The sequence below is a fragment of the Nocardioides pelophilus genome, assembly GCF_014180685.1.
Taxonomy (GTDB): Bacteria; Actinomycetota; Actinomycetes; order Propionibacteriales; family Nocardioidaceae; genus Nocardioides; species Nocardioides pelophilus.
Genome location: NZ_JACEHF010000003.1, coordinates 12067 through 37560, shown reverse-complemented (window position 1 = coordinate 37560; position 25494 = coordinate 12067). Strand labels below are relative to the sequence as shown.

At 70.3% G+C, this 25494-nt stretch carries 23 protein-coding genes; 9 read left to right on the top strand and 14 right to left on the bottom strand.

Annotation, left to right across the window (positions count from 1 at the left end; translation table 11 throughout):
- Positions 1-4: 4 nt before the first annotated feature.
- Genes H0488_RS01680 through H0488_RS01655 form a run of 6 tightly spaced genes read right to left on the bottom strand, consistent with a single transcriptional unit; the run spans position 5 to position 5900 of the window.
- Positions 5-1069 (bottom strand): MCE family protein, encoded by a 1065-nt coding sequence (locus H0488_RS01680; protein WP_183097541.1) that lies wholly within the window; start codon positions 1067-1069, stop codon positions 5-7.
- Positions 1066-2031 carry an MCE family protein gene (locus H0488_RS01675; RefSeq protein ID WP_183097540.1) on the bottom strand — a complete coding sequence of 322 codons (966 nt, stop codon included), beginning with the start codon at positions 2029-2031 and terminating at the stop codon, positions 1066-1068. The genes H0488_RS01680 and H0488_RS01675 overlap by 4 nt, the downstream gene beginning before the upstream one ends.
- On the bottom strand, positions 2028-3095 hold the full coding sequence (locus H0488_RS01670) for an MCE family protein (RefSeq protein WP_183097539.1): 1068 nt from the start codon (positions 3093-3095) through the stop codon (positions 2028-2030). Before H0488_RS01670 ends, H0488_RS01675 begins: the two co-directional genes overlap by 4 nt.
- Positions 3092-4216 (bottom strand): MCE family protein, encoded by a 1125-nt coding sequence (locus H0488_RS01665; RefSeq protein ID WP_183097538.1) that lies wholly within the window; start codon positions 4214-4216, stop codon positions 3092-3094. The genes H0488_RS01670 and H0488_RS01665 overlap by 4 nt, the downstream gene beginning before the upstream one ends.
- Positions 4213-5052: an MlaE family ABC transporter permease gene (locus H0488_RS01660; protein WP_183097537.1), complete on the bottom strand. Its 840-nt coding sequence runs from the start codon at positions 5050-5052 to the stop codon at positions 4213-4215. The genes H0488_RS01665 and H0488_RS01660 overlap by 4 nt, the downstream gene beginning before the upstream one ends.
- Positions 5052-5900, bottom strand: coding sequence for an MlaE family ABC transporter permease (locus H0488_RS01655; protein ID WP_246371310.1), 849 nt, complete (start codon positions 5898-5900; stop codon positions 5052-5054). Before H0488_RS01655 ends, H0488_RS01660 begins: the two co-directional genes overlap by 1 nt.
- Positions 5901-6026: 126 nt before the next feature.
- Between H0488_RS01655 and H0488_RS01650 the strand changes: the two genes are divergently transcribed.
- Complete coding sequence (locus H0488_RS01650; RefSeq protein ID WP_183097536.1) at positions 6027-6668, top strand: TetR/AcrR family transcriptional regulator; 642 nt, start codon at positions 6027-6029, stop codon at positions 6666-6668.
- Positions 6669-6710: 42 nt separating this feature from the next.
- On the opposite strand, the gene H0488_RS01645 is transcribed toward H0488_RS01650, so the two are convergent.
- The 6 genes from H0488_RS01645 to H0488_RS01620 form a co-directional block, all read right to left on the bottom strand.
- Positions 6711-7961: an acyl-CoA dehydrogenase family protein gene (locus H0488_RS01645; protein ID WP_183097535.1), complete on the bottom strand. Its 1251-nt coding sequence runs from the start codon at positions 7959-7961 to the stop codon at positions 6711-6713.
- Positions 7958-8839, bottom strand: coding sequence for an SDR family oxidoreductase (locus tag H0488_RS01640; protein WP_183097534.1), 882 nt, complete (start codon positions 8837-8839; stop codon positions 7958-7960). The genes H0488_RS01645 and H0488_RS01640 overlap by 4 nt, the downstream gene beginning before the upstream one ends.
- A 44-nt stretch (positions 8840-8883) precedes the next feature.
- Entirely contained in the window at positions 8884-9747 is an 864-nt protein-coding gene (locus H0488_RS01635) for a MaoC/PaaZ C-terminal domain-containing protein (protein WP_183097533.1), read from the bottom strand.
- Between the two features lie 7 nt (positions 9748-9754).
- Positions 9755-10189, bottom strand: coding sequence for a type II toxin-antitoxin system Rv0910 family toxin (locus H0488_RS01630; protein WP_183097532.1), 435 nt, complete (start codon positions 10187-10189; stop codon positions 9755-9757).
- Between the two features lie 79 nt (positions 10190-10268).
- Positions 10269-11471, bottom strand: a complete 1203-nt coding sequence (locus H0488_RS01625; protein WP_183097531.1) for a lipid-transfer protein — start codon at positions 11469-11471, stop codon at positions 10269-10271.
- Positions 11472-11571: 100 nt separating this feature from the next.
- The gene (locus H0488_RS01620) at positions 11572-12429 is read right to left on the bottom strand and encodes an SDR family NAD(P)-dependent oxidoreductase (protein ID WP_220794093.1); all 858 of its coding nucleotides are present in this window, start codon (positions 12427-12429) and stop codon (positions 11572-11574) included.
- A gap of 83 nt (positions 12430-12512) precedes the next feature.
- Between H0488_RS01620 and H0488_RS01615 the strand changes: the two genes are divergently transcribed.
- The 5 genes from H0488_RS01615 to H0488_RS01595 are packed head-to-tail and all read left to right on the top strand — an operon-like array spanning position 12513 to position 19501.
- The gene (locus H0488_RS01615) at positions 12513-14003 is read left to right on the top strand and encodes an aldehyde dehydrogenase family protein (protein WP_220794092.1); all 1491 of its coding nucleotides are present in this window, start codon (positions 12513-12515) and stop codon (positions 14001-14003) included.
- Complete coding sequence (locus H0488_RS01610) at positions 14000-14815, top strand: alpha/beta fold hydrolase (RefSeq protein ID WP_183097530.1); 816 nt, start codon at positions 14000-14002, stop codon at positions 14813-14815. The genes H0488_RS01615 and H0488_RS01610 overlap by 4 nt, the downstream gene beginning before the upstream one ends.
- Before the next feature lie 9 nt (positions 14816-14824).
- Positions 14825-16609 carry an AMP-dependent synthetase/ligase gene (locus tag H0488_RS01605; RefSeq protein WP_183097529.1) on the top strand — a complete coding sequence of 595 codons (1785 nt, stop codon included), beginning with the start codon at positions 14825-14827 and terminating at the stop codon, positions 16607-16609.
- A 25-nt stretch (positions 16610-16634) separates the two neighbouring features.
- Positions 16635-18512, top strand: a complete 1878-nt coding sequence (locus tag H0488_RS01600; protein WP_183097528.1) for a hypothetical protein — start codon at positions 16635-16637, stop codon at positions 18510-18512.
- Positions 18509-19501, top strand: coding sequence for an alpha/beta hydrolase (locus H0488_RS01595; RefSeq protein WP_312856166.1), 993 nt, complete (start codon positions 18509-18511; stop codon positions 19499-19501). Before H0488_RS01600 ends, H0488_RS01595 begins: the two co-directional genes overlap by 4 nt.
- Positions 19502-19504: 3 nt before the next feature.
- On the opposite strand, the gene H0488_RS01590 is transcribed toward H0488_RS01595, so the two are convergent.
- The gene (locus tag H0488_RS01590) at positions 19505-20239 is read right to left on the bottom strand and encodes an LmeA family phospholipid-binding protein (RefSeq protein ID WP_183097526.1); all 735 of its coding nucleotides are present in this window, start codon (positions 20237-20239) and stop codon (positions 19505-19507) included.
- A 160-nt stretch (positions 20240-20399) separates the two neighbouring features.
- Here H0488_RS01590 and H0488_RS01585 point away from each other — a divergent pair, with 160 nt between their 5' ends.
- The 3 genes from H0488_RS01585 to H0488_RS01575 are packed head-to-tail and all read left to right on the top strand — an operon-like array spanning position 20400 to position 23160.
- Positions 20400-21101, top strand: coding sequence for a response regulator transcription factor (locus H0488_RS01585; RefSeq protein ID WP_183097525.1), 702 nt, complete (start codon positions 20400-20402; stop codon positions 21099-21101).
- Positions 21098-22561, top strand: coding sequence for a sensor histidine kinase (locus tag H0488_RS01580; protein ID WP_183097524.1), 1464 nt, complete (start codon positions 21098-21100; stop codon positions 22559-22561). The genes H0488_RS01585 and H0488_RS01580 overlap by 4 nt, the downstream gene beginning before the upstream one ends.
- Positions 22562-22605: 44 nt before the next feature.
- On the top strand, positions 22606-23160 hold the full coding sequence (locus H0488_RS01575) for a hypothetical protein (RefSeq protein ID WP_183097523.1): 555 nt from the start codon (positions 22606-22608) through the stop codon (positions 23158-23160).
- Here H0488_RS01575 and H0488_RS01570 read toward each other — a convergent pair.
- Positions 23153-25300 carry an MMPL family transporter gene (locus H0488_RS01570; RefSeq protein WP_183097522.1) on the bottom strand — a complete coding sequence of 716 codons (2148 nt, stop codon included), beginning with the start codon at positions 25298-25300 and terminating at the stop codon, positions 23153-23155. The genes H0488_RS01575 and H0488_RS01570 overlap by 8 nt on opposite strands.
- Between the last annotated feature and the right edge of the window lie 194 nt (positions 25301-25494).

The window sequence follows — 25494 nt, the reverse complement described above, 5'->3', positions numbered from 1 at the left end:
CGCCTCACGATCCACCTCCGACGAGGCGGTCGCACAGCCGCCCAGGCAGCGGTACGCCGGCACGGATGATCGCGTCACAGATCAGACCGTCGAGATCGTTCAGGATCTGGTCGAGGTTGGCCCGGGACCGGATCGCCTGGCTGTCCTCGTCCCAGACCCGGTTGAGGTTGTTCAGCGCGACGGGCACGACCCGGAGCAGGCTGTCCAGGGCCACCTGCTCGGCGGTGAGCGCCCGACCGACCCGAGTGAGGTGCTGCACGTTCCGGACGACGAGGTCCCGGTTGTCGTGCACGAAACCCCGAACCTCGCCCAGTGAGACAGCGAGCGACTGCAACACGGCCGCCAAGTCCCGACGGTCGTCGGCCAGGAACGCCGCGACGTCACTGAGGTGGTCGTAGAGGCGCCGGACGTCCTGGTCGTCCCGCGCCAGCGTGGTCGTGAGGTCGGCGAGGTTGTCGACGGTCGCGAACAGGCCCGGACTCAGCTCGCCCATCGTCGCGGCCGCGTCGCCCATGCGATCGAGCAGGCGCCGCAGCGCAGGACCTTGGCCACGGAGATCGGTCGCGGCCACGGCGAGGGCATCGTTCAACGCGCCCTCCTGGTTCGCTCCCCTCGGGCCGAGAGCGACCAGGAGCTGGTTCATCGTGGAGAAGACCTCGTCGAGCTCGACCGGCGTGCGGGTTCGCTCGAGCGGGACGACCGCGCCGTCCCTCAGCCGCGCCCCGGACCCGGAGTAGGCGGGGGTCAGCTGGACGAAGCGGTCGGCGATCACCGACGGCGCCACGATCACCGCGCCCACGTCGTCGGGCAGGTCGTAGTCCGCGTCGTACTCGATCTCGACGGTGACCGACGTCGCCCCCGGATCGACGCCGGTCACCCGCCCGATCCGGACCCCCATGAGCCGGACGTCGGATCCTTCGTAGACGCCTATCGCACTCGCGAACTCCAAGGTCGCCGTGCGATCGGGCTTCCCCGGCACGAGAGCCAGGAGCAGGGCCAGCTGGACGGCCACCGCCAAGGCGATGATGACGTTGCGGCGATCGCGAAGGCGGATGTCTGGTGTCCTCATCGGTCGACCCCGATCTGGACCGAGTCCGGGAGCCGCGGGATGTAGTTGTCGAACCACGGGCCGCTGCCGACCACGTTCGTGTAGTAGCGGCCGTAGGCATCCATGTTGCGGATCGTTGCCCGCAGCTCTCGCTGACGGCCGGCCAGCAGACGGGTCACCGCCTCGAGGTCCTCCAACGCCGGCGTGATTCGGTCCTGGTTGTCGACCACGACGGCGTGCAACGCATCACTGAGCTCACGGGTGCTGACCAGGACGGCGCGGATCGCGTCGCGACGCTGCCGCAGCTCGCCGAGCAAGAGGTTGGACGAGCGCAGCAGTCGGCTCAGGTCCCCGCGGCGGTCGGCGAGCACGCCGGAAACCTCCGTGGCATGGCCCAGGAGGCGCTCGAGCTCGGCGTCGCGGCGCGCGATGGAGTCGGACAGCCGGGTCAACCCGGAGACCGCGGCGCGGACCTGCGGGCGCGAGCCCCGGAAGGTGTCGGCGAGGGTCGTCAGCGCATCCGCGATCAGCTCGTCGTCGAGGCGGGCGGTCGTGTCGGTGAGGTCGGCGAAGGCGTCCACGACGTCGTAGGCGGGCCGGGTGCGCTCGAGAGGGATCGTCGCGCCGTCCGCGAGGGTGCCCTCGCCCAGCGGCTCCAGCTTGAGGTACTTGTCGCCGAGGAGCGAGCCCGATCCCACGGTGGCCTCGGTGTCCGCGCCCAATCGGACGTCGGCGTCCACCTCGAACTCGACGGTCACCCGGTCCTGGTCGATCTCGATCTCGCGGATCGTCCCGACCGCGATGCCGGCGACCTTGACCGGGTCGCCCTCGGCCAGACCGCTGGCGTCAGTCAGCTCGGCCTGGTAGCGGATCCCGCCACTTCCGATCAGCGGCAGGCGGTCCACGTTGAGGGCCGCGGCCAGCACGAGCGCGCAGGCGGCGAGCCCGACCAGCGCCCGCCGGGTCGCGTTCTCGCCGTTCACGGCCGACACCTCGGCGAGGTGTCGTGGATCGTGATCTGCTCGATGTCTCCCAGGAGCTGCTCGATGGTCCCACCGCCTCCGGCGCCCTGCACGTCCAGGCCGAGGTCGCACAGGTAGAAGTTGAACCAGGACCCGTACGACGCGACCCGCGTGATCCGGGCAAGGCGCGGGGGCGCGACCCTCAGCGCCTCGTCGACGAGCGCCCGATTGGTCGGCGTGTCGAGCATCGCGACGAGGTCGGCGAGGCGGTCGATGTCGGAGCGCAGAGCCGGCCGGGCGTCATCGAGAAGGGACGCCGTCTCGCCGGCCAGGTCGGCGATCCCCTCCAGCGACCCGCCGAGGACCCGGCGGTCGGCAGCCAGCCCGCCGACGTATCGCCCCAGCTGGGTGACGAGCTGGTTGAGCCCGACCTGGTTGGCGTCCACGACCTGGAGGGTGGTGGTCAGGTTCTCCACGACCCGCCCCACGACGGCGTCGCGGTCGGCGAGGTTGCTGGTGACCTCGGCGGTGTGGCTCAACAGCGACCGGATCGTGCCCCCCTCCCCCTGGAACGTCGCGACGAGGTCCGCTGCCAGCGCGTTCGCATCGTCCGGCGACAACGCCGCGAACAGCGGCTTGAACCCGGTGAACAGCTGGTCCAGGTCGAGGGCGGGGCTGGTCCGCTCGACAGGAATCGTGCCGCCGGCCGTCAGCACCTCCGCTTCCGACGATCGCCTGCCCTCGGACAGGGCGAGGTACCGGTTGCCGATCAGGTTGAGGTAGCGGATCTCGGCGCGGGTCTCCGTGGTGAGGTCGAGCTCCTCGTCGACGGTGAAGCTGATCCGGGCGTGCCCGTCCGGATCGAGCGCCACGTCGGAGACCCGGCCGACCACCACCCCCGCGACCCGCACCTGGTCGCCGGGCTTCAGGTCGCTCGCACTCACGAGGATCGCGTGGTACTCGTGGTTCCCGCCCGAGCCGATGGGCCTGATCGTCCCGGCGACGGTGAGCGTGACCGCCGCGGCAGCGAGCAGGAAGACCGACAGCTTCACCGCGGCCGAGACCGTCACGCTGCGGCGACTCATGCGCCGTCCCTCAGCGGGGGCAACAGGACGCCCGGCGGATAGTCGGCTCCGTCGTCCGAGCGCGGAGCCGGGACCGGCGGGTCGACGTCGGGCAAACCGGCGCAGTGCGGGCCCTTGCCGAGGTCACCGAACCGGGGCACGTCGGCCGCCGTGTAGCCGGGATACTGCCGACCGATCACCACGTCCGCGTGGAAGACTCCGTCGCGGAACGCTTGACCCGCCGCGGTCTCGGCGCGCAGCAGACCATCGAACAGGCACGGGAACTGCGGCGAGTAGCGCCCCAGCAGCTCGAGTACCGGACGGGTGCGACCGGTCAGCTCCACGATGCCGTCGCCGTTGGCGTCGAGGAAACGGCGGGTCACGTCAGCGAAACGGGTGAGCTCGTCCTGGAAGGCCGACAGCTCGTCGCCGCTGTCGAGGATCGTGTCCCCGACCGCGGTCGCGTTGCGCAGCACCGCGAGCACGTCGGGCGTCGCCGCGCCGTAGGCCCTCGAGACAACACCGAGCAGACGCAGGTCCGTCGCCAGCACGGGCAGGTCGACGTTGAGCTCGGTCAGGTAGGCATCGACGTCGGTGGCCGTCGCACCGAGCCGCTCCCCGCGGCCCCGCAGGCCGTCGGCAAGGGTCTGGAGGGTCTCGGCCAGCTCCTCGGGGCGGACGGCGCGGAGCAGCGGCTCGAGGTTGTCGATGACCCGCGTGATCTCGACGGCCTCTCGGCTGGTGTCCTCACGCAGCACCGATCCGTCGGCGACCGAAGGCCCGTCGGAGCGGCTGGCCACCAGCTCGACGTACTTCTGCCCGAAGAGGGTCGTGGGCAGGATACGGGCGCGGGTGTCGGCGGGCACCAGCTCCGCAGCATCGGGTTCCAGCGCGAGATCGATCACCACCCCGCTCTCGCCGGACCGGATGCCGGTGATGCGTCCGATGATGGCGCCGCGCATCCGCACGTCGCCGTTGACGGGGAGCTGTAGTCCGGCCCGCCCGGTCAGCACCGTCACGTCCACGCTCGGCACGAAGACCTTCTGGTACGACGCGATCGCTCCTGCGACGAACACCGCCAGGATCGAGACCAGGAGCAGGCCCCTCAACCGGAGGCCCGTCCTCGAACGTGCGGCGGTCATCCCGTGATCCGAACCGTTGTCGTCGAGCCCCAGATCGCGAAGCTCATGAGGAAGTCGACGACGTTGATCGCCACGATCGAGAGACGGATCGCGCGTCCGACAGCGAGCCCGACGCCGGCTGGGCCCCCGGTCGCGGTGTAGCCGTAGTAGCAGTGGACGAGGATCACCACGACCGCGAACACGAGCACCTTGGCGAACGACCACAGGACGTCGACCGGAGCCAGGTACTGGAAGAAGTAGTGGTCGTAGGTGCCCGTCGACTGTCCGAAGTACTGGGTGATGACCGTGCGCGAGGCGAGGTAGGAGGCGAAGAGCCCGATCGCGTACAACGGCACGACCGCAATGAATCCCGCGATCATCCGCGTGGTGACGAGGAACGGGATCGACGGCACCGCCATGACCTCGAGCGCGTCGATCTCCTCGCTCACCCGCATCGCCCCGAGCTGCGCCGTGAACCCGCAGCCCACGGTCGCGGCGAGCGCCACGCCGGCGATGAGCGGCGCTGCCTCGCGGGTGTTGAAGTAGGCGGACAGGAACGCGGAGAAGTTGCTGGCCCCGATCTGCTGCAGCGCCGCGTAACCCTGCAGGCCCACCTCGGTGCCGACGGCGAAGGCCAGCGCGACCATCACCCCGACGGTCCCGCCCACGACGGCGAGGCCCCCTGAGCCGAAGGCGGTGTCGGCGAGCACGGCCCTGATCTCTGGCCGGTAGCGGCGGACCGTCCGCGGAGTCCACCGGACGGCTGAGACGTAGAAGTCCAGCTGCCGGCCGGCTTCCTCGAGGATCGCCAGCGGCGGTTGCGTCAGTCGACGCGCGCGCTCGGTCGTGGTCGTCATCAGCCGACCTGCGGGAAGAGCTTGAAGTAGACGGTCGTGAGCAGGTAGTTGACGAGGAACAGCAGCAGGAAGGTGATGACCACGGCCTCGTTCACCGCCTGGCCGACGCCGCGCGGCCCACCTCCGGCACGGAGCCCCTTGAACGACCCGACGATCGCCGCGAGCGCACCGAAGATCAGGCCTTTCAACAGGCTCGCGTAGAGGTCCGGCATCGTCGCCAGGTTCCGGAACGCGTCGACGTAGACGCCGGCCGTGCCGTGCTGAAGCACCACGTTGAAGAAGTAGCCGCCGGCGATGCCGACCCCCATGACCATGCCGGTCAGGGCCACACCGACGAGCATGCCCGCGACGACGCGCGGTACGACGAGCCGCTCGATCGGGTCGATGCCGAGGACGCGGAGCGCGTCGATCTCCTCGCGGATCGTCCGGGCCCCGAAGTCGGCGCAGATGGCGGAGCCTGCTGCTCCGGCCAGCATCAGCGCGGTCGCGAGCGGCGCTCCTTCGCGGATGATCGCGACGGCCGAGCTGGAGCCGGTGAACGACTCGGCGCCGAGCTGGGAGCTGAGGCTGCCCACCTGGAGTGCGATGACCGCTCCGAACGGGATGGCGACCAGGGCGGTCGGCAGGATCGACACGGTCGCGATGAACCACGCCTGCTCGACGAACTCCCGCCCCTGGAACCGCGTCCTGGCCCCGGCCCGCAGGACCTCGCCGCAGAAGCCGAAGAAGTCCCCCACTCCCATGAGCAGCATCCGCGTGCGCCCCGGCGGACGGATCCCGCGCACGGCGACCGAAGCGGGGCGCCGGGGCCGCGACCGTGGAGCCGGCGCCTGCGGACCTGAGGTCATGCGGCTTCTCCTCGACTCGGAACTTGCGTGGATGAGTGGCGACAACTTAGATTCCGGCCAGCCGGTATGTCAATGCGCGGCGCGATGTGGAAAACTGACCCGAACGGTCGACGGGAGGAGAAGTAGATGACGGAGGTGGCGCCGATCGCCGGCCGGCGACGTACGCAGGCCGAGCGGACAGCACGGACACGAGCCGCGCTGCTGGAGGCGACCATCGCCTGTCTGATCGAGACCGGCTATGCCGGCACGACCACGAAAGACATCGCCGCCCGCGCGGGGGTGACGCGCGGCGCCCAGGCGCACCACTTCACCAGCAAGGCGGACCTCGTCACGGAGGCGGTCCGCTTCCTCACCCAGCGGATGGTGGTTGAGTTCGTCATGCCGATGAAGGCAGGCGCCAGCGAGCGGGAGACGGTCGCCGAGACCCTCGACCGCCTGTGGTCCTTGCACCGCAGCGAGGTGTTCGCCGCCGCCACCGAGCTGTGGCTCGCCGCACGGACCGACGAGGAGCTCCGCGCCTCACTGCGCTCTCTGGAGCAGGACGTCATGGAGGCGCTGGCCGTCACTGCGAACCGCACCCTGCCGGAGCTCAGCAGGCACCGCAGCATGTTCGGCCTCATCTCCACCACCCTGGCCACGCTGCGCGGGCTGGCGCTCCTGACCTTCGTCCACGACGACGTCGAGCGAGAGTGGCAGCGGGCGCGCTCGGACCTGCTGACCCTGTGGGGGGCCGAGCTCGACCGGATCGAAGACGGCCCCGAGGCCTGACCCGACGGTCCGCGCGAGCGTCGCCGGGCCAGGCTCTCCCGTTCATCCTCGACCGAGCACACCCTTGGCGACGTGGGTCACCTGGATCTCGTTGCTTCCCGCGTAGATCATCAGCGACTTGGCGTCCCGCGCGAGCTGCTCGACGCGGTACTCAGCCATGTAGCCGTTGCCCCCGAAGAGCTGCACCGCCTCCATGGCGACCTCCGTCGCGGCCTCCGAGGCATAGAGCTTCATGGCGGAGGCTTCGGCAAGAGACGGCATCTTCCCGGCCCGCACGTGCTCGAGCAGGCTGAAGACCATGTTCTGCACATTGATCCGGGCCACCTCCATGCGGGCCAGCTTCAGCTGGATCAGCTGCAGGTCACCGATCGAGCGGCCCCACAGCTCGCGGGTGCGGGCGTACTCGATGCTGAGCCGTTGGCACTCGTTGATGATGCCGAGCGCGAGGACCGCGACGCCCATCCGCTCCCCTGCAAAGCTCGCTCGCACGCTGTCCCGACTGTCGCCGCCGGCGCGGGCAGGCTGGCAGCCGAGGAGCCGGTCCGGACCTAGCCGTACGTCGTCGAAGAACAGCTCGCTGGTCGGCGAGCTCATCATGCCCATCTTCTTGAACGCGGATCCCTGCGTCAGCCCGGGCATCCCCCGGTCGAGGACGAAGGTCAGCACCTGTCGGTCCCGCGGCGCGGTCCCGTCCTCCTCGTCGAGCTTCGCGTAGACGACGATGACGTCGGCGTCCGGACCGTTGGTGATGAAGGTCTTGCGACCGTTGAGCACGTAGCCGTCGCCATCACGACGCACATAGGTGCGCATGCCGCCGAAGGCATCCGATCCCGCGTCGGGCTCGGTGATGGCCCACGCTCCGACGTGCTCGAAGGTGGCCAGCTTCGGCAGCCACCTCTCCTTCTGCTCCAGCGTGCCCTTCGTCCAGATCGTCTGAGCGGTGAGCCCGAGGGAGACACCGATCGAGGCGACCGTTCCGAGGCTCACGCCGGCCAGCTCGCTGATCACGACTGCGGCCATGCCTTCTGCGCCGTCGAGGCCAGGTCCGCCCTTCGACCGAGGAGAGCGCTCCTCGTCGGGAGCCTCCTCCCGACGGCGCTCGGACGCCAGCGCCTTCCGGACGGCGTCGGCCGCCATCACGTCCAGACCGAAGGACGAGAACAGCTTGCGGATGATGTCGTACGGCGGCAACGCTCCCGTCTCGAGCTGGTCCAGGTGCGGCCGCACCTCCTTGTCGACGAAGTCGCGGACGGCTTCGCGGATCGCCTCGTCGGCGTCGCTCCACCCGATCACGACTGCCACTCCGACAGCCGTTGGCTCACCTCGTCGATCGTCCACGGGTCGTCGGTCTCCGTGGTGTGCGCGACGGTCCAACCCAGCAGCTGCTGGATCGAGCCGCCCTGCACCGCGTAGACCTGCCCTGTGATCGGGCACTTCTCCGTGGCCAGGTACGCCACCAGAGGCGAGATGTTGGCCGGGTGGAACGCGTCGACCACCCCGTCCTCGATGGTCGAGCGCATGATCTCGCCGAACCCGGGGGTCGCCTCCGTCAGGCGGGTCCGGGCGACCGGCGCGATCGCGTTCACCCGGACGCCGTAGCGCGCGAGCTCCTCGGCGGCGACCAGGGTGAGGGCCGCGATGCCGGCCTTCGCAGCACCGTAGTTCGCCTGCCCGGCGTTGGGAAGCGTGATCCCCGACCCGGAGGCGGTGTTGACGACCGCCGCCAGCGGCTGCCTGCCGGCCTTGGTCTCCGCCTTCCAGTACGCCGATGCCCGCTGCAGCATCGCGAAGTGCCCCTTGAGGTGGACCTTGATGACGGAGTCCCACTGGTCCTCGGTCATGCCCGGGATGAAACCGTCGCGCAGGATGCCCGCGTTGTTGACGAGGACGTCGAGGCCGCCGTACTCGGCAACAGCCTGTTCGACCAGCGCCTGGGCGCCGTCCCAGGAGGCGACGTTGTCGGTGTTGGCGACCGCGGTCCCACCGGCCGCCACGATCTCGTCGACGACGGCCTGTGCCGGCCCGGTGTCGACGCCGGCGCCGTCATTCGCGCCGCCGAGGTCGTTGACGACCACCCGTGCGCCCTCCCGCGCGAACAGCAGCGCGTGCTCGCGTCCGATGCCGCGGCCGGCCCCGGTGATGATGGCAACTCGCCCTTCGAGTGCGCCCATTGTCTTGCTCCTTCATTCGATGTGAGTTGCCGGATCGGCAGGGGTCAGTCCCAGATCTCCGCGAGGCCGTCCTTGATCGCGACGTCGTCGCCGACCCGCGTCTCGTAGGCATACGAGGTGAAGCCGTCGCCCGTCGCACCGCGCCACACGGTCGTGGTGAGGTCCGAGTCGGGGAGGACCATCCGGTTGAAGCGGACGGCGAGTCGCTTGAGGCGCCGTACGTCGCCCTCGGCGACCTCCGTGAGGACGGCCCAGGAGGTGAAGGCCATCGTGCACAGGCCGTGCGCGATGATCCCCGGCAGGCCCGCGTCCCGGGCGACCTCCTCGTCGAGGTGGATCGGCATCGGGTCGCCCGCCGCCGGGCCGTACCGGAAGGTCTGGTCGGCGTCGATGTGCTGGTCGACCTTCGCCACCGGCGCTGAGCCGCGCAGCTCCTCGACGAGCGCGTGCGCCGGGCCGAGGTCGCCGACGCTCCGCCCGGCGTCGACGTTGCGGAAGAACGCCGTGACGTACTGCTCGTTGACGAGCTCGCCGTCCCGGTCGCGGCACTCGAGGAAGATCGTGGTCCGGGTTCCGTTGGGCAGCGACTCGTAGCCGGTCATCTTCCCGCGGGAGGTGAGCACGTCGCCGGGGACGATCGGTCGGTGGAAGTGGAAGTCCTGCTCGCCGTGGACCAGCCGCCCGAAGATGCCGATCGGAACGACGTCGAGCGCCGGCATCATCAGCGCATCGAAGACCGGGACGATCGCGAACACCGGCGGCGCCACGTCCCCGGCCCGGTGGGCCGCGATCGGGTCGTTCGTCGCCTCGGCGTACTCGACGATCCGCTCCCGGGTCACGTCGAAGACGGTCTCCTCCTCCGACCAGGACCCGAGGGCGTCGTCGTTGAAAGCGTGGATCTCGGACATGTCGACCTCAGGCCGCCGCGAGGACGGCGAGCTTCTCGAGGCTGTCGGAAAGGTTCTTGTTGGCGTCTTTCTCCACTGCCTTCCCGAGCGCTCCGACGATGAGGGAGCCGCTGAACTCGGCGTCGACGGTCACCGTCGTGCTGTCGCCCGACGCCGTCAGGGCGAAGCTGAAGCGGGTCTTGACCCCGGCCATGCCGCTGCCGGCGATGACCAGCTCCGAGCCCGGGTCGCACTTCTCGACCGTCCACTCCAGCTTGTTGGCCATGCCGAGCATGACCACCTTCTCGGTGAGCTTCGCACCCTCGGCCAGCGCCGTCGGCGGCTCCTCCAGCCAGCCCGCGTGGATGGTGAGCCAGGAGTCCCACGTTCGGGGGTCCGAGATCGTGCTCCACAGCTTGTCGACGCTGACGGGAAGCTCTTGACTGACATTGACGTGACCCATCGGTTCTCTCCTTGTGTTGGTGGGCCTGGTGCGGCCCGGGTTTGGTGGTGTTCGGTCTTGCTGTCGGCGACCGGGCGCGTCAGCGATCGGCGCGCTGGTAGATGCTCACGACAGCGGTGCCGCCGAGGCCGATGTTGTGCTGCAGCGCGGCCTGCACGCCGTCGACCTGGCGCTTGTCCGCCTCCCCGCGCAGCTGCCACGTCAGCTCGGCGCACTGCGCGAGCCCGGTGGCACCGAGCGGGTGGCCCTTGGAGATCAGGCCGCCCGACGGATTGACGACCCAGCGGCCGCCGTACGTCGTGTCGTCGTTGTCGATGAGCTTTCCGGCTTCGCCCTCGGGGCAGAGGCCGAGCGCCTCGTAGAGCAGGAGCTCGTTCGCGGAGAAGCAGTCGTGCAGCTCGATGACCTGGATGTCCTCGGCTCCCAGACCCGCCTGCTCGTAGGCCTTCCGAGCAGCCTGCACGTTCATGTCGTAGCCGATGATGTTCTTGCAGGACCCGTCGAAGGTCGAGGCGAAGTCCGTGGTGAGCGCCTGGCCCACGATCTCGACCGCCCGGTCCGCCAGCCCGTGGCGGTCGATGTACGCCTCGCTCGCCAGCACGGCTGCCCCCGAGCCGTCCGAGGTCGGCGAGCACTGGAGCTTGGTGAGCGGCTCGTAGATCATCGGCGCCGCGAGGATCTCCTCGAGCGTGTACTCGTCCTGGAACTGCGCGTACGGGTTGTTGACCGAGTGCTTGTGGTTCTTGTAGCCGATCTTCGCGAAGTGCTCGGGCGTGCTGCCGTAGGTCTCCATGTGCTCGCGCCCGGCGGCCCCGAAGGTCCACGGCGCGGGCGGGAACCGGACCTCGGAGATCTCGGCGAGCGCCATGAAGTGCTTGGCCATCGGCTGCTCGCGGTCATCGAACGTCGTGCCGAGGGAGCCGGGGTTCATCTTCTCGAAGCCCAGCGCGAGCGTGACGTCCGCCTGGCCCGAGCGGATCGCCTGCGCGGCGAGGTAGAGCGCGCTCGAACCGGTCGAGCAGTTGCTGTTGACGTTGAAGACCGGAATGCCGGTCATCCCGAGCTCGTACGCCGCCCGGTGGCCGGCACAGGACTCGCCGTACACGTAGCCGACGTACGCCTGCTCGATGCGCGTGTAGTCCAGTCCCGCGTCGGCGAGAGCCTTCGTGCCGGCCTCCTTGGCCATCTCGGGGTAGTCCCAGTCACGGCGACCCGGCTTCTCGAACTTGGTCATCCCGACGCCGATGACGAAGACCCTCTTGCTGGTGGCGGAGCTGCCCATGGGCGCTCTCCTCTCTGGACGCAGGGCGACGCCGATCGCGGCACCCGGATGAGGCGTCATCTTACATGCCAACCGGCCGGTATGTTTAGAGTGATGTGGCTCACAGGTCGAGGATCGAGGTGTCGTCGCCGGAGATCCGGCGCTCGTAGGCGGCCCGCACTGCCGGGTCGGCACCGACCAGGACGTCGTCGTACCCCGTCCAGCGCTCGAGGCGGCGGCGCGCCCCGTCGGGCACCAGGTCCGCGACCCGCAGCACGACGCCGAGCCGACGGGGCACGGTGCGCCGGAACTGGTCACGGCGGACCGCCGCGACCACGGCGTCAGCCACGTCGTCGGGCGACACGCTCACGAAGCCACGCAGGGCCGCCGGCAGCCGCATACCGGCAGACAGCTCCGTGCGCACCACCCCGGGCAGGACGACGTGGACCGAGACGTCGAGCGGTTCGAACTCCGCGCGTAGCGCGGCACTCAGTCCGACCACGGCGAACTTGGTCGCGCTGTAGGTGGCCACGCCGGGGAATCCGGTCGCGCCGGCGAGCGACGCGATGTTCACGATCGCGCCACCTCCCGCCAATGGCAGGTGGCGTCCGGCCAGCCGACAGCCGTTGATGACACCGCCGAGGTTGACGGCCAGCTGACGGTCGGTCGCGGATTCGACTTCGTCGACGAACCGGCCGACCGGCATGATCCCCGCGTTGTTGACCAGGACCCGGATGGGCTCGCCGTCACCTTCGGCCGCCTGCCAGAACTCCCGGAACGACACCGGATCGGTCACGTCGAGCGGAAGCCCGAGGCCGCCGAGCTCCTCCGCCGTCCTCGTTGCCAGGCTCGCATCGATGTCGCCGATGACGACCCGCGCGCCGGCGGCACGGAAGGCCGCCGCCGTCGATCGCCCGATGCCGCGTCCGCCCCCGGTGATCGCCACCTTGACGCCGCTCAATCTGTCCAGCTTGCCCATGTCGTCCCCACTGTGATGGTTGCCACCGCTACGTTGACGTATCTAACATGCCAGCCGGCATGTATGTAAATGAAGGAGGTCGGGTGGCGAACATCGAGGTGACGTCCCCGTGGGACGGCTCGCGCGTCGGGGAGGTGCCGGCGACCGACCCCAGGACCGTCCCGGTCGTCGCAGAGCGGCTCCGCGCCGAGCAGCCGGCGTGGGCCCGCACCCCGGCAACCGACCGGGCGGCGTGGGTCTCCCGTCTCCGCGACCAGGTCCTCGCCGACGTCGACTCGTTCGTCGAGACGCTGAGCCGCGAGACCGGCAAGCCTCAGGCAGAGGCCAGGGTGGAGGTGCTCTTCGCAACCGAGGCCATGCGGCATCTCGCGGCACGCTCCCCTCGCTACCTGGCGCAGCGACCGGTCCGCTCGCTGACCACGGCGCTGGGCGTCGAGCGCGCCACCGTCACCCCAGCGCCGTACCCCCTGGTCGGCGTCATCTCGCCGTGGAACTTCCCCTTCGGACTCGCCGTCGTCGACGCCGTACCAGCCCTGCTGGCCGGCGCCTCCGTGCTGATGAAGCCGTCGGACCTCACCCCCTTGTCCGCCACCGGCTTGGTAGCCGCGTGGAGGGCTATCGGGGCGCCGGACGTCCTCGACGTCGTGGTCGGCGATGCCCCGACCGGTGTCGCCGTCGTCGACACGGTCGACTTCGTGGCGTTCACCGGGTCAACCGGCACCGGCCGCGCCGTCGGACGCCGTGCCGCAGAGCGCCTGGTGCCGGTGAGCCTCGAGCTCGGAGGCAACGACGCGATGATCGTGCTGGCCGACGCGAACCTCGACCACGCAGCCAACGCGGCGGTCTTCGGGGCCATGTGCAACGGCGGGCAGATGTGCGTGTCCACCGAGCGGGTGTACGTCGAGGATTCCGTGCACGACCGCTTCGTCGACCTCGTGCGCGATCGGCTGCGCGACCTCGGGCAACGCGACATCACGCCCCTTGCTTCGGCCGCCCAGCTCGAGGTGGTGCGCCGCCAGGTGGTGGATGCCGAGCGCAAAGGGGCAAAGGTCGAGCGCTGGCACGACCTGTCGAGCTCCGGGACCTGGTTCCCGCCGACCCTGGTCCTCGACGCGACCGACGACATGGACTGCGTGCGCGAGGAGACGTTCGGCCCGGTGATGCCCGTCCTACGGGTGGGTTCGGCCGACGAGGCGGTCGAGCGTGCCAACCTCTCCCCCTACGGGCTCTCGGCCACCGTGTGGACGACCGACCCGTTCCGCGCGCAGGACGTCGCGGACCGGCTGGAGGTCGGCGCGGTGAACGTGAACTGCGTCTTCAGCAACCTGTTCTTCTTCGACGCGCCTCAGCAGGGCTGGAAGTCGTCGGGCCTCGGAGCCCGCTTCGGCGGAGCCCACGCTGTGCGCCGCTACTGCCGGGACCGGGTGGTGCTCCACTCGCGGCACCGGCTCCGCGCCGAACCGCACTGGCTTCCTTACTCCAGCCGGACCAATCGGTTGTTGGGCACCGCCCTCGGCGTGCTCCGGCACGGCGCGGTCCGACGACTGCGCCGTCGGGGTTCGGTGCGCACATGAGCGGCCTGCAGACAGACCACTTCCGCGGGGGCTCGGGCGAGCCGCTGGTACTGCTCCACCCCGCGGTGACCACCTGGCGGATCTGGCGACCGGTGATCGACCGGCTGACAACCCACCACGACGTCTTCGCGCCCACTCTGCCCGGCCACCACGGCGGGCCACCGCCGCCGCGACTGCTGACGTTCGGTGGGCTGGCGGACGCCGTCGAGGATCTCCTCGACGGCGCCGGGATCGGTCGCGCGCACCTCGCCGGGAACTCACTCGGAGCAGCGGCGGTGCTCGAGCTCGCGCGACGCGGACGTGCCATCACCGCCACCGCGATCGCCCCGCCCGGCGCCTGGGGGACGGGATGGGACCGACTTCTTCTCGAGGTCAAGCTCGTCGCGGCCATCCGGATCGCATCCGCGCCACTGCCGCCGATCCCCGTTGGCAGCGCCGTCGTTCGTCGTGCCGCGCTCGCTCCGCTGATGGTGCGCGGCGACCGAGTGCCGGTCGACGAGGTCCGCCAACTCCTGACCTCTCGTCGACACTCGGCCCGATTCGTCGTCCGCCTGATCACCGGGCTCCGCTCCGAGGGACACAGCGAGGCCCCCTTCGCGCCGGGACCGTGCCCCACGCTGGTGGCTTGGCCACAGCTCGACCGGGTCCTTCCCTACCGGCGCTACGGCAGTCCGTTCCGGACACTGCTCCCGCAATCCGGCCACGTGCAGCTCCCCCGAACCGGTCACGTGCCCATGTACGACGACCCCGAGCTCGTCGCGAGCACGATCCTCTCGCTGACGTCCCCCTCCGCCATCGACACCGCCGTCTGAGGACTCACCATGACCACCTCGCAACCCGTCGCACGAACCATGTGCGAGCTCTTCCAGCAGGCCGTACGCGAGCACGCCGAGCAGGTCGCCATCCGGGACCTCGACGACACCCTCGTGCTCACCTGGCACCAGTACGGCGACCGAGTACGACGGGTCGCGGCAGGCCTCGCGCACCTGGGCGTCGGCCGCGGGGACACGGTGGGGCTGATGCTCGCGAACCGGCCCGAGTTCCACCTCGCTGACGCGGGAGCCATGCATCTCGGTGCCACCCCGTTCTCCAGCTACAACACCAACACCGCGGAGATGATCCGCTTCCTGCTGCTCAACGCGGGCTGCCAGGTCGTCGTCACCGAGCGCCAGTTCCTCTCCCGGGTCGAGGAGGCTGCGGCCGGCACCGACGTGAAGCACCTCGTCTGCGTGGATGCGGACGAGCAGACGCCCGGCGTCATCACCCTCACCGAGCTCGAACGAGTCGGCGACCCCGGGTTCGACTTCGAGAGCGCGTGGAACTCCGTCCAGCCCGAGGACGTCCTGACCCTGATCTACACCTCCGGTACCACTGGAGACCCCAAGGGCGTCGAGATCACGCACGCGAACATGCTGTTCTCCTTGCAGACCGTGACCACGCTCGCGGAGCAACCCGCCGAGGCACGGGTGATCTCCTACCTGCCGGATGCCCACGCGCTCAACCGCTACCTCGCGCACTACTACCCGATGTTCTCCGGCGCAGAGGTCACGACGCTCGCCGAGCCGAAGGAGCTGCTCGGCGCACTGACCAAGGTCCGCCCGACGATCTTCGTCAGCGTCCCGATGCTCTGGTACAAGCTCAAGGCCACGATCGACAGCAGGCTCGCGAACCAGCGGGGCCCACGCGTCGCGCTCGCCCGATGGGCGCTGCGCGTGGGACGGGACGAGGCGAGGCGGCGGCTCGACCATCGCAGCGCGACGGCGTACCAACGGCTGGAGTACGCCCTGGCGTACCGACTGGCGCTCCACCAGGTCGCCAAGCGCCTCGGCCTTGACGCCTGCACCTATGCCGTCACCGGCGCGGCCCCGATCGCCGAGGACGCGATGGAGTTCGTGCTGTCCCTGGGCATCCCGCTGTGCGAGGCGTGGGGGATGACGGAGATCACGGCCGTGGCGACGGTCAACCGCGCTGACGCGATCCGGCCCGGCACGGTGGGCCAGGCGATCCCGGGCGTCGAGGTCAAGATCGCGGCCGACGGCGAGCTCTTGGTCCGCAGCCCGGGGATCATGCGTGGCTACCGCAACGAGCCGGAGCTCACGGCCCGGACGGTGATCGACGGGTGGATGCACACCGGCGACGTGGGGACCGTCGACGCGGAGGGCTACGTCCGCATCATCGACCGCAAGAAGGAGCTGATCATCAACTCCGCCGGCAAGAACATGTCGCCGGCGCGGATCGAGAACGTGTTGAAGATGGCCTGCCCGTTGATCGGCACGGTCGTCGCGATCGGGGACCGTCGCCCCTTCGTCACCGCGCTCATCGCGCTCGACCCCGACCAGGTCGCCGAGTTCGCCGCGGCGCGCGGGCTGTCCGGCGACTTCACACAGCTCAGTCAGCATCCGGCGGTCACTGACGCCGTGGCCGAGGGCGTCGCCAGGGCGAACGAGCAGCTCGCACGCGTGGAGCAGGTACGCCGGCACCGCGTGGTCGACCAGCCGTGGGAGCCCGCCGGCGACGAGCTCACCCCGACCTTGAAGCTGAGGCGGCGACCCATCTCCGAGAAGTACGCCGACGTCATCGACTCGATGTACGCCGCAACCCCCTGACCCGTACGCCACCAGAGGAGACCCCATGCCCACCGACCGGCGCCTGCGCGCCCTCACGCTTTCTGTCGCCTGCTCGCTCGTGACCGCTCTCCTCGTCACGGCTCCCGCCGACGCCGGACAGGTCACCACCGTCGCAGCGACGCCGGCGCTCCACGCCCTCTCGGCGGGTGAGCCGATCGCCCTGCCGGCGGGCGTCGCTCTCCAATCGGGCCAGGCGAACGGCCTTCGGCTGATCGAGGACGAGGAATGGGTCCTCGCCAACGTCCGCTACGAGGGTTCCCCACAGGTGGGCGCGATCCGTTTGGGCCGTCCGGAGTTCAGCTGTGTGACCTGCGGCGTCCTTGACGGTGGCCGCGAGGCCAGTCCGTTCGAGGACGGCCGACGCGTCTTCGTCGCCGGCCCTGCCGCGACGATGTCCGACATCCAGTTCCACGTGGTGACCTGCACGCCGAGCCTGGTCGATTGCCAGGAGCGCACTGCGAAGCCGGTGACCTTGCCCCGCGACGGCCTGCAGCAGGGTGTCCAGAACCGCGAGCCGCGGGTGAGCCCTGACGGTCGGCACCTCACCTGGACCGAGGTGCGTGCGACCGGCGGCCCGGTCATGGTCATCGGCGAGCTGGTCGAGACAGCGCGTCACTACCGGGTGCGCAAGCCGTACGTCATCAACCCGCGCCATCGGTTCGGGGCCCGCGTCCCGACCTGGGTCGAAGGCACGAGGTACTACGAGACGGGCGGCGGTTGGCTCGATGGCGGCCGCACCCTGGTGTACCGGGCGACGAGCACGTCGATGAACTACGACATCTGGGAGCTCGACCTGGCGACGGGTCAACGCCGCCTGGTCACGACGGACCTCGACTACAACGAGATCTATGAGGGCTCTCCCGACGGGCAGCTGGCGCTCTACGCCTCCGCGCGGGGCCTGGACCGGATGGACGTCTTCACCCAGCTCGTCCGGCCCGCCCTGCTCGACACCATGACGTTCCCCCAGCTCGGTCGGATCTCCCTTCACAACAACCGCCGATGCATGAACGAGCACTGGCTGATGGACCGCGCCGGGCAACGCGGTGACTACGCCGGCCAACCCGTGGTCCTGTCCGACGGATGGGTGATCCGCGGCTCGGACTGGTTCGACGACGGCCGCAGGTTCATCGTGAGTCAGCAGCAGTTCTCACCCGGGGCTGGTGGAGCCACTGACGAGGGGGTCGAGCTGCGGGTGGTCGAGGTCGCGGGCGCAGAGGCGACGACGCCCACCCCGGCGGTCGACCTGGGCCAGGTCGGCTACGAGGACTGGGCCATCCCGTACCGCAGCTACCGTCCTGCCGGCTCCCGCATGCTGGTTGCCCGACGTCTCGCGGGAGCGCACTCCGGCGCCGCGATCGTGAGCTACGCCGGAACCTTCGCCGCCGGCACCTGGTCGGTGCGGTACGACAGCTATTCGGAAGACGGGCGCACCTTCCTCGACGGAACGGAGCTGATCACCACCTCGGCCGCTCCGATCCAGTCGACCTGGACCGCCGACCTCCGGAGCTCGGGTGAGCGCACAGGCTCGATGCGCGGCGCTCTGTCGATCCGCTACCCCGCCGCCTTCGACGGCTCGGTGCGGACCGAGATCGACGGCGAGGTCTGGGAGGGGGTTCCCACCCAGCAGAAGTCCTGCCCCGGAGTCCACCGACCGCGGCTCCAGATCGGCGAGACCGTTGCCGTGCCCGGCGCAGTTCGGGTCCGGGTCGTCGCCAACGTGCCGGAGTCGGCAACCCCGCAGCCGGTTCAGGGTGCGACAGTGGCAGGCCTCGGCAGGGCCGTCGTCACCGACGCCGAGGGGTGGGCAGAGGTTCCTCCAGGGACGAGCGAGGTCGCGATCTCCGCAGGAGGCTTCGCCCCGACCACGGCCGAGCTTCCATGAACCACCGGCTGAGTTGCCGATCGTTCGGGATCGCGCTGGTCCTGATCACCTCGTTCCTAGCTGCTGCGCCCGCCGACGCCCGATCGTCCGATCTCCTGTTCACGTCGATGGGACCTCGCCAGGTCCGGGTGGAGCTCGCGAACCAGACCTACGTCGACCCGTCGAGCGTGAGCGGCCGCACCAAGGACCCGGTCCCGCACAGCGGGGTGGTCCAGCTCCCCGTCGACTTCCATCCTCAACCGGCCGGCCGATACCGCCTGCTCGTGCTCCTCCACGGTTCCGGCGGCTCATCCACCACCTGGACCGAACGAGGCGATCTGCTGCACGACGCGCGACTCCAGGACGTCGTGGTCCTGTCCCTCGACGGTGGTCACTACGGGATGTACACCAACTGGGTACGCCTCGGCGGGGCCCGATGGCTTGACCTCCACCGCGCTCTGATCAATGCGGTCATCGAACGGTTCAGCATCTCCACCGATCGCTCGGCGCGAGCAATCGTCGGTGTGTCCATGGGTGGTCAGGGCGCATTGAGGTACGCCGGCCAATGGCCCGAGACCTTCGGGACCGTAGGGGCCCTGTCGCCGGCGCTCCCCGACATGCGGTCCCCTGAAGCGGTGGCCGCCTACCCGCTGCAGGTCTCCGCCAAGGCCGGGACATTGGTGCGCTATCGCGACACCTGGGGCCCGGTCTTCGGACCCCGGGCGCGGCGGGCCAACCCGATGGACAACCTCGCTCGGCTCGTGGGCACCACTGTCCACGTGACGGCAGGTGACGGCAGCGCGTGTCCTGACGGCGCTGGCGTGCCCGAGCCCGACAGCGCGGTCACCGAGATGGGCATCGCGCGGCAGACCCGTCGCTACGCACGCGCACTGTCAGCCAACGGCGTCGCCGTGACAACCGCTGAGCATTGCGGTGCCCACGGCGACTGGCGATGGTGGCTGATCGGTCTGGACGAGACGCTGGCGCTGTGGTCGGCGACATCGACGTAGACGTCAGCAGCGGTTCGGCTGCCGGGCCAGCCCGGTCGGGTCGGCCGGGTCCAGCCGGGCCGACAGCCGGATGTTCTGGTCGACGACGTCGACGTCGGTGAGCTCGACCGAGGGCGGCACCGGCAGCGGAAGGCCTTCGCCCAGCGCGGTCGCCAGGACACTGTCCCCCTGCCGCGCCAGCAAGCGGTCGACCAGCCGCTCCGCGACCGTGCCCGTCAGGGTCCGGCCACCCAGCTCGACTCCGTCGGGCGCGAGCACGAGGCGCCCCGACCGCAGCTCGACCTGGAACAGCACCGAGACGGCGAAGATCTGCGGCCCGACGGTCGCGACCAGACGCCCGCCGTCGCCCCGGACATCGACCTGGCGGCCGCCGCTTCCGAGGCGCTCGACCAGGTCCGTGACGGGCAGACTGACGACCGCTGTCGCCTCGTCCGCCACAAGGTCTCCGTCGTCCCGACGAACGTCCGCGAGCCGTAGGTCGACGTCGGCCGCGACACCGCTGAGCTCCACCTCCTCGGCGCGTACTCGGACCGACGGAATACGGCGAGTCACGAGCGAGAGCGCGTGCGGCCAGCCACCGACCTCGACGTCGGCGTGTGCGGCCCCGAGCCGGCACTCCACGGCGCCGGCGACGCGGTCGGCGACATGGCGACCGATCAGCCAGTCCGCCAACAGGAGCAGGACCAGGAGGAGAGCGATCGACCCCGCGACGACACGACGGCGGTTCAGCAAGACCATGCGCTCACCGTGGTCGCCGTACCTCCGGGCCGGGCGCTCCCGCCCCCTCTCTTTCCCTGAAGACCCCGCCGCGTGGCCGTATGCACGACGGCGCACGGCGGCAGCCAACACTCAGGCGGAGTTCAGGATCGGCGCACCCGCAGCGGGCACACTGCTGGGCATGCCATCCCAGCGTCGAGCTGCTCGCATCCTGGTCGTGGAGGATGAAGCCTCCTTGCTCGCCGTCACCACCCGATCTCTGGAGTACGCCGGGTTCTCGGTCACCGGAGCCGCGACAATCGCGGCTGCCCGCGCCGCGATCGCCGACGCCACCTTCGACCTCGTCCTGCTGGACGTGATGCTCCCCGACGGCTCGGGCCTGGAGTTCGCGACCGAGGTCCACGTGTCCGCCGGAGGGATCCCGATCATCTTCGTCACTGCACGTGACTCGATCGACGACCGGCTCGCAGGCTTCGCCCTCGGCGGCGACGACTACGTCACCAAGCCGTTCAGCGTGGCTGAGCTGATCGCCCGCGTCGGCGCGGTGCTGAGACGCACCGAGGACCAGCAGGACCAGCCGGAGCTCCGGGTCGGGGACCTCGCGCTGTCGGTGACCACGCACGAGGTCAGGCGCGGCGAGCGCGAGGTGGACCTGTCGCCGACCGAGTTCCGGCTCCTCCACCTGCTGATGCGACACCAGAACCAGGTGCTGACCAAGGAGCAGATCCTCGCGCAGGTGTGGGGGTACGACGTCGGCGACACCGGCATCGTCGAGAAGTTCGTGTCCCAGTTGCGCCGCAAGATCGACGAGGCCGACCAGCCGCTCATCCACACCGTCCGGGGCTTCGGCTACGTGCTCCGGCTGCCCAAGGCCGCGGGATGAGCCGACCCGGCCGATGGAGGCGCAGCCTGCGCGCCCGGTTGCTGTTCGGGTCGACCGTGGTGCTCATCGCCGCCGTCGGAACTGCGGACGCCGCCGCCTACCTCGCACTGGACGACCACCTCTCCGACCGCACCAGGGACTCGTTGCGAACCGCTGCCCACCGCATCGGCGCCGCGCCGACCGACCGGCAGGTGGCGCTCGGCCCGAACGTGATCCAGAGCCTCGTCCCGGCGGGGCTGTTCGTCGCTCTCCTCGACGCGAAGGGGGAGGTCCTGCTGACCAGCGCCCCCGCGGGCGCGGGTGATGCGCCTGAGCAGCTCGTCGCCTCGGGGCTCGACGACTACCCGGTCGGGGAGCTGGTGAGGCGGGAGACCGACGAAGGCACGTTCCAGCTCCTCCGCGTCGACGTACCCGCCGACGCCGAGGTGACCGCCGGCCGCACCAGCTCAGTGCGGGTGAAGCACGTGCTCCTCGGGGCGGATCTCGGTCCGGCGGAGGAGACCACCAGGGCGCTGGTCAGGACCGAGCTCCTGATCGGCCTGCTGATCCTGGTCGTCTGGGCGGCGACGGCGTGGACCATGATCGGGCTGGGTCTGCGTCCGCTCCGCGCGATGGCCGCGGCAGCCCACCGGATCGCCGCCCACGAGGAGGGGCGGCTGCCCGACAGCCACCCCACGAGCGAGACCGGCGCACTGGCGACTGCTCTCAACGAGGCCTTCGACGTCCGCGCCCGAGCCGAGGCGAACGCGCGGGGCTTCCTTGCCGACGCCTCTCACGAGCTCCGGACGCCACTGGCATCGATCCGCGCCTGGACCGAGCTGTACCGCGTCGGCGGACTCACCCAGGCCGGCGCCGTCGAGGACGCGATGGCGTCGATGGAGGCCGACGCCCAGCGGATGAGCCGTGTCGTCGAGCAGATGCTCGAGCTCGCCAGGCTGGAGGGGGCCGAGACCCGGCGCCAGGAGTCGGTCGACCTGGGCCGCCTCGTCGGCGGAGTTGTCGAGAGCCTGCACCCCCTCGCCGCCGACCGGCTCCACTTCGCACCGCCAGCACGACAGGTGTGGGTCACCGGTGACCACGAGGAGCTCCGGTCCTTGACTCAGAACCTGGTTAGGAACGCGCTGATCCACTCCGGAGAATCCTCGCGGGTCGAGGTGACGGTCACGGCGACCGAGCAGCACGCCACCCTCACGGTTGCCGACGACGGGCCGGGGATGACCGAGACCGAGATCGCGCGCGCGTTCGACCGCTTCTGGCGGGCCGACGATGCCCGCTCCCGGCCGGGCGGCAGCGGGCTTGGACTGGCCATCGCGCACGAGATCGCACGGCGTCATGAGGGTCGCGTCGCGCTGCACAAGCGGACGTCGTCCGGGCTCGAGGCGGTCGTCGAGCTTCCCCTTCGCGCCCCCACGACCGGCTCAGCGGACCTTCAGGGGGACGTCAGCACCACGGAAGCGTGATCGCGCGGAGACGTTCTGCTCGGTGGGTTGTCCTCGTCTGTGTGATGACGTCCCTTCCCACCTGCCTGGCCACGCCGCTCTCGGCGCTCTCGCTCGCGCGGGCAGCCCTCACTGTCCGCGACGTGACGAAGGCCTGGTCCGAGGGCGACGCCGATCGGGCCAGGTTCCGCCTGCGCACCGCGACGTTCTGGACGGCGATGCTCGGGGAGTTGCAGGCCGCGCTGCCCCCCACCGGAACGGTCCCGGGTCGCGACCCGGCGCGCACCGCCGCCGTCACAGCCGCGGTTCTCATCAGCGCATGCGCACATCGAGTGCCCACCAGCGACGACGTCGAGCGCGAGCTGGCGGCAGCGCTGGGCCGGATCTGGGCGCAACCCGGTCCGGACGGTCCCGAGCGAAGGCGGATCGCTCAGGACGTTCGTCGTCTCGCGACCCGAATCCCCACCACCGGGTACGACGCCGGCCTCGCCGCCGTGGTGCAGAGCTGCGACCCGCGGCTGGGCGACATCGGCGTCGAGGTGCGAGTCCACGCGGCCGTCAGCGTCGCGGCAACGGTCCGCAGCAACGAGGAGTCCTGGATCGTCGCCGCGCTCATCTGACGCCGTTCGTGGACCGGCCTGGGGGCAGCAGCCGCTCCAACCAGCCAGGCAGCCACCAGTTGGCTCGCCCCAGCAGGACCATGGCGGCCGGGACCAGCAGCAGGCGCACCACCGTGGCGTCGATGGCCACACTCGCAGCGAGCCCGACGGCCAACATCTTGACCGCCACATCGTCCTGCTGGGTGAAGGCGAGGAACACGCACACCATGATCAGCGCGGCTGCGGAGATGACCCGTGCCGTGGCGGCCAGCCCAGCGGCGACCGACTCGACGTTGTCCTTTCCTGCGACCCACTCCTCGCGGATCCGGGACAGCAGGAACACCTCGTAGTCCATCGACAGGCCGAACACGATCGCGAACATCATCATCGGCACGAAGGACTCGACCGGGACTGAAGTGTCCAGGCCCAGGAGGGACGACCCCCACTGCCACTGGAACACCGCGACCAGCACGCCGTACGACGCACCGATCGACATCAGGTTCATCACCGCCGCCTTCGCAGCCACCACGACGGAACGAAAACTGACCATCAGGAGCAGGAAGGCGGCTCCCACGACGACAGTGATGATCAAAGGCAGTCGTGCGGCCATCTCGTCGGCGAGCGCCACGTGTGCGGCGGTCTGTCCGGTGATCATCAGGTTGTCCCCGGTCACCCGCTCGACCTCCTCGGCCGCGGGACCGGCGAGGTCGTGGACCAGGTCGACGGTCGCGCTGTCCTGGGGAGCGGCGAGCGGTACGACCGAGGCCTTGGCGACTTCTCCATCAGCGCTGACCTCGAAGGGAGTCACGTGGGCCACTCCCGGTCGCGCGGCGAGGACGGCCTCCGCCACGTCCAACGTCGCCGGGTCGGGCGGCGCCGTGAGGTCAAGGACCGCCACCACCTCGACCTCCGCGCCCGGCCCGAACCCCGCCGCCAACCGGTCGGACGCGATCCGCGTGGTGCTGCCGACGGGGTCGGCCGACTCGTCGACGTGCCCGAGCCGGAGGGTGGTCACCGGCAGCGCGAGCACAGTCAGCAGCACCGAACAACCGACGACCACGAGGACGGCGTGACGCGACACGAACCGGGCGTGACGGTGCCAGCCGGCGCCGCCCTCCTCGGCCTCGGCCCGCGCAGCCGGGCGCACACGCAGCCGGTCGACCCTCCGTCCGAGCAGGCTGAGCACGGCGGGGGCGAGCGTCACAGAGGCCAACGCCGCCGTGCCGAGAGTGACAACCGCTGCCAGGCCGAGCCGTGCCACGAAGTCGATGCCGGACGCGTACAGGCCGAGAAGTGCGACGGCCACGCTCCCGGCCGCGACCAGCACGGCGTGGCCTCCCGAGTGGACCGCCCGACGGACAGCCTCCCCGGGCTCCGCCCCGCCGAGCACGTGCTGCCTGGCCCGGGTCACGAGGAACAGGGCGTAGTCGATCCCGCAGCCGAGGCCGATCATCGTCGCGAGCACCGGCGCGCTCGTACCGAAGGTGACAGGAGCCGCCAGCAGCGCCAGCAGCCCGAGTCCGGAGAGCACGCCGAGCACCGACGCCAGGACCGGAAGGACCGCTCCCGCCACGGACCCGAAGACCAGCAGCAGCACGAGCAGCGCCGCGCCGAGCCCGACGGCCTCGGGCAGGCGATGCTCCCGGTTGCCGGAGAGCACGTCGCCGAGGGCTCCGGGCCATGACGCCTCGACAGTCGAGGGGAGCCCCGCCGTACTGTCGCGGAGGGATTGCCGACGGTCGTCGTCGAGGTTCCGCGGCGCATCGTCCAGCCGCAACGGAAGAACCGCCGTCGTGCCGTCGGGACTGAGGTTGGGCGGTTCGAGCGGGTCTCCGGCGGCGAGCACTCCGTCGGTGGACTCCAGCCGAGCCGTCAGCTCCTCGAACGCAGCAGCGTCGTCAGCGAGCCCGTCCTGGTCGTGGAGCACCAACCGGGCGGCGTACCCCTCCGGCGAGTCGAAGTGACGGGCGAGGAGGTCGGCGCCCGCGGAGGTCTCGCTGCCGGGGAGGTCGATCACGTTCTCGTAGCCACCGCCCCAGCTGCGGCTCGCGCCCGTCAGGGCTACGACTGCGACCAGCCAGATCGCGATCGTCCAGCCCGGCCTGCGGACAGGTAGTTCGAAGATCGGAGGGAAGCGCTTGGCGCGATGCGCGGTCGGCATGACGCCATCTCAGCGACCCGCGCGGAACGGCCGCTGCGGGAATGCTCCCGAGCGCCTGACGATTGGCCGACGCCTGCAGATGACCGCGGGTGCGAGGTGCTCACGAATCCCTGACCCGGCACGGGGCTCGGGGACGCGCCCGGGTGCAAACTGGAAGACCCGGATCCGCTGAGCGGATCCGGGTCTTCTGCGTC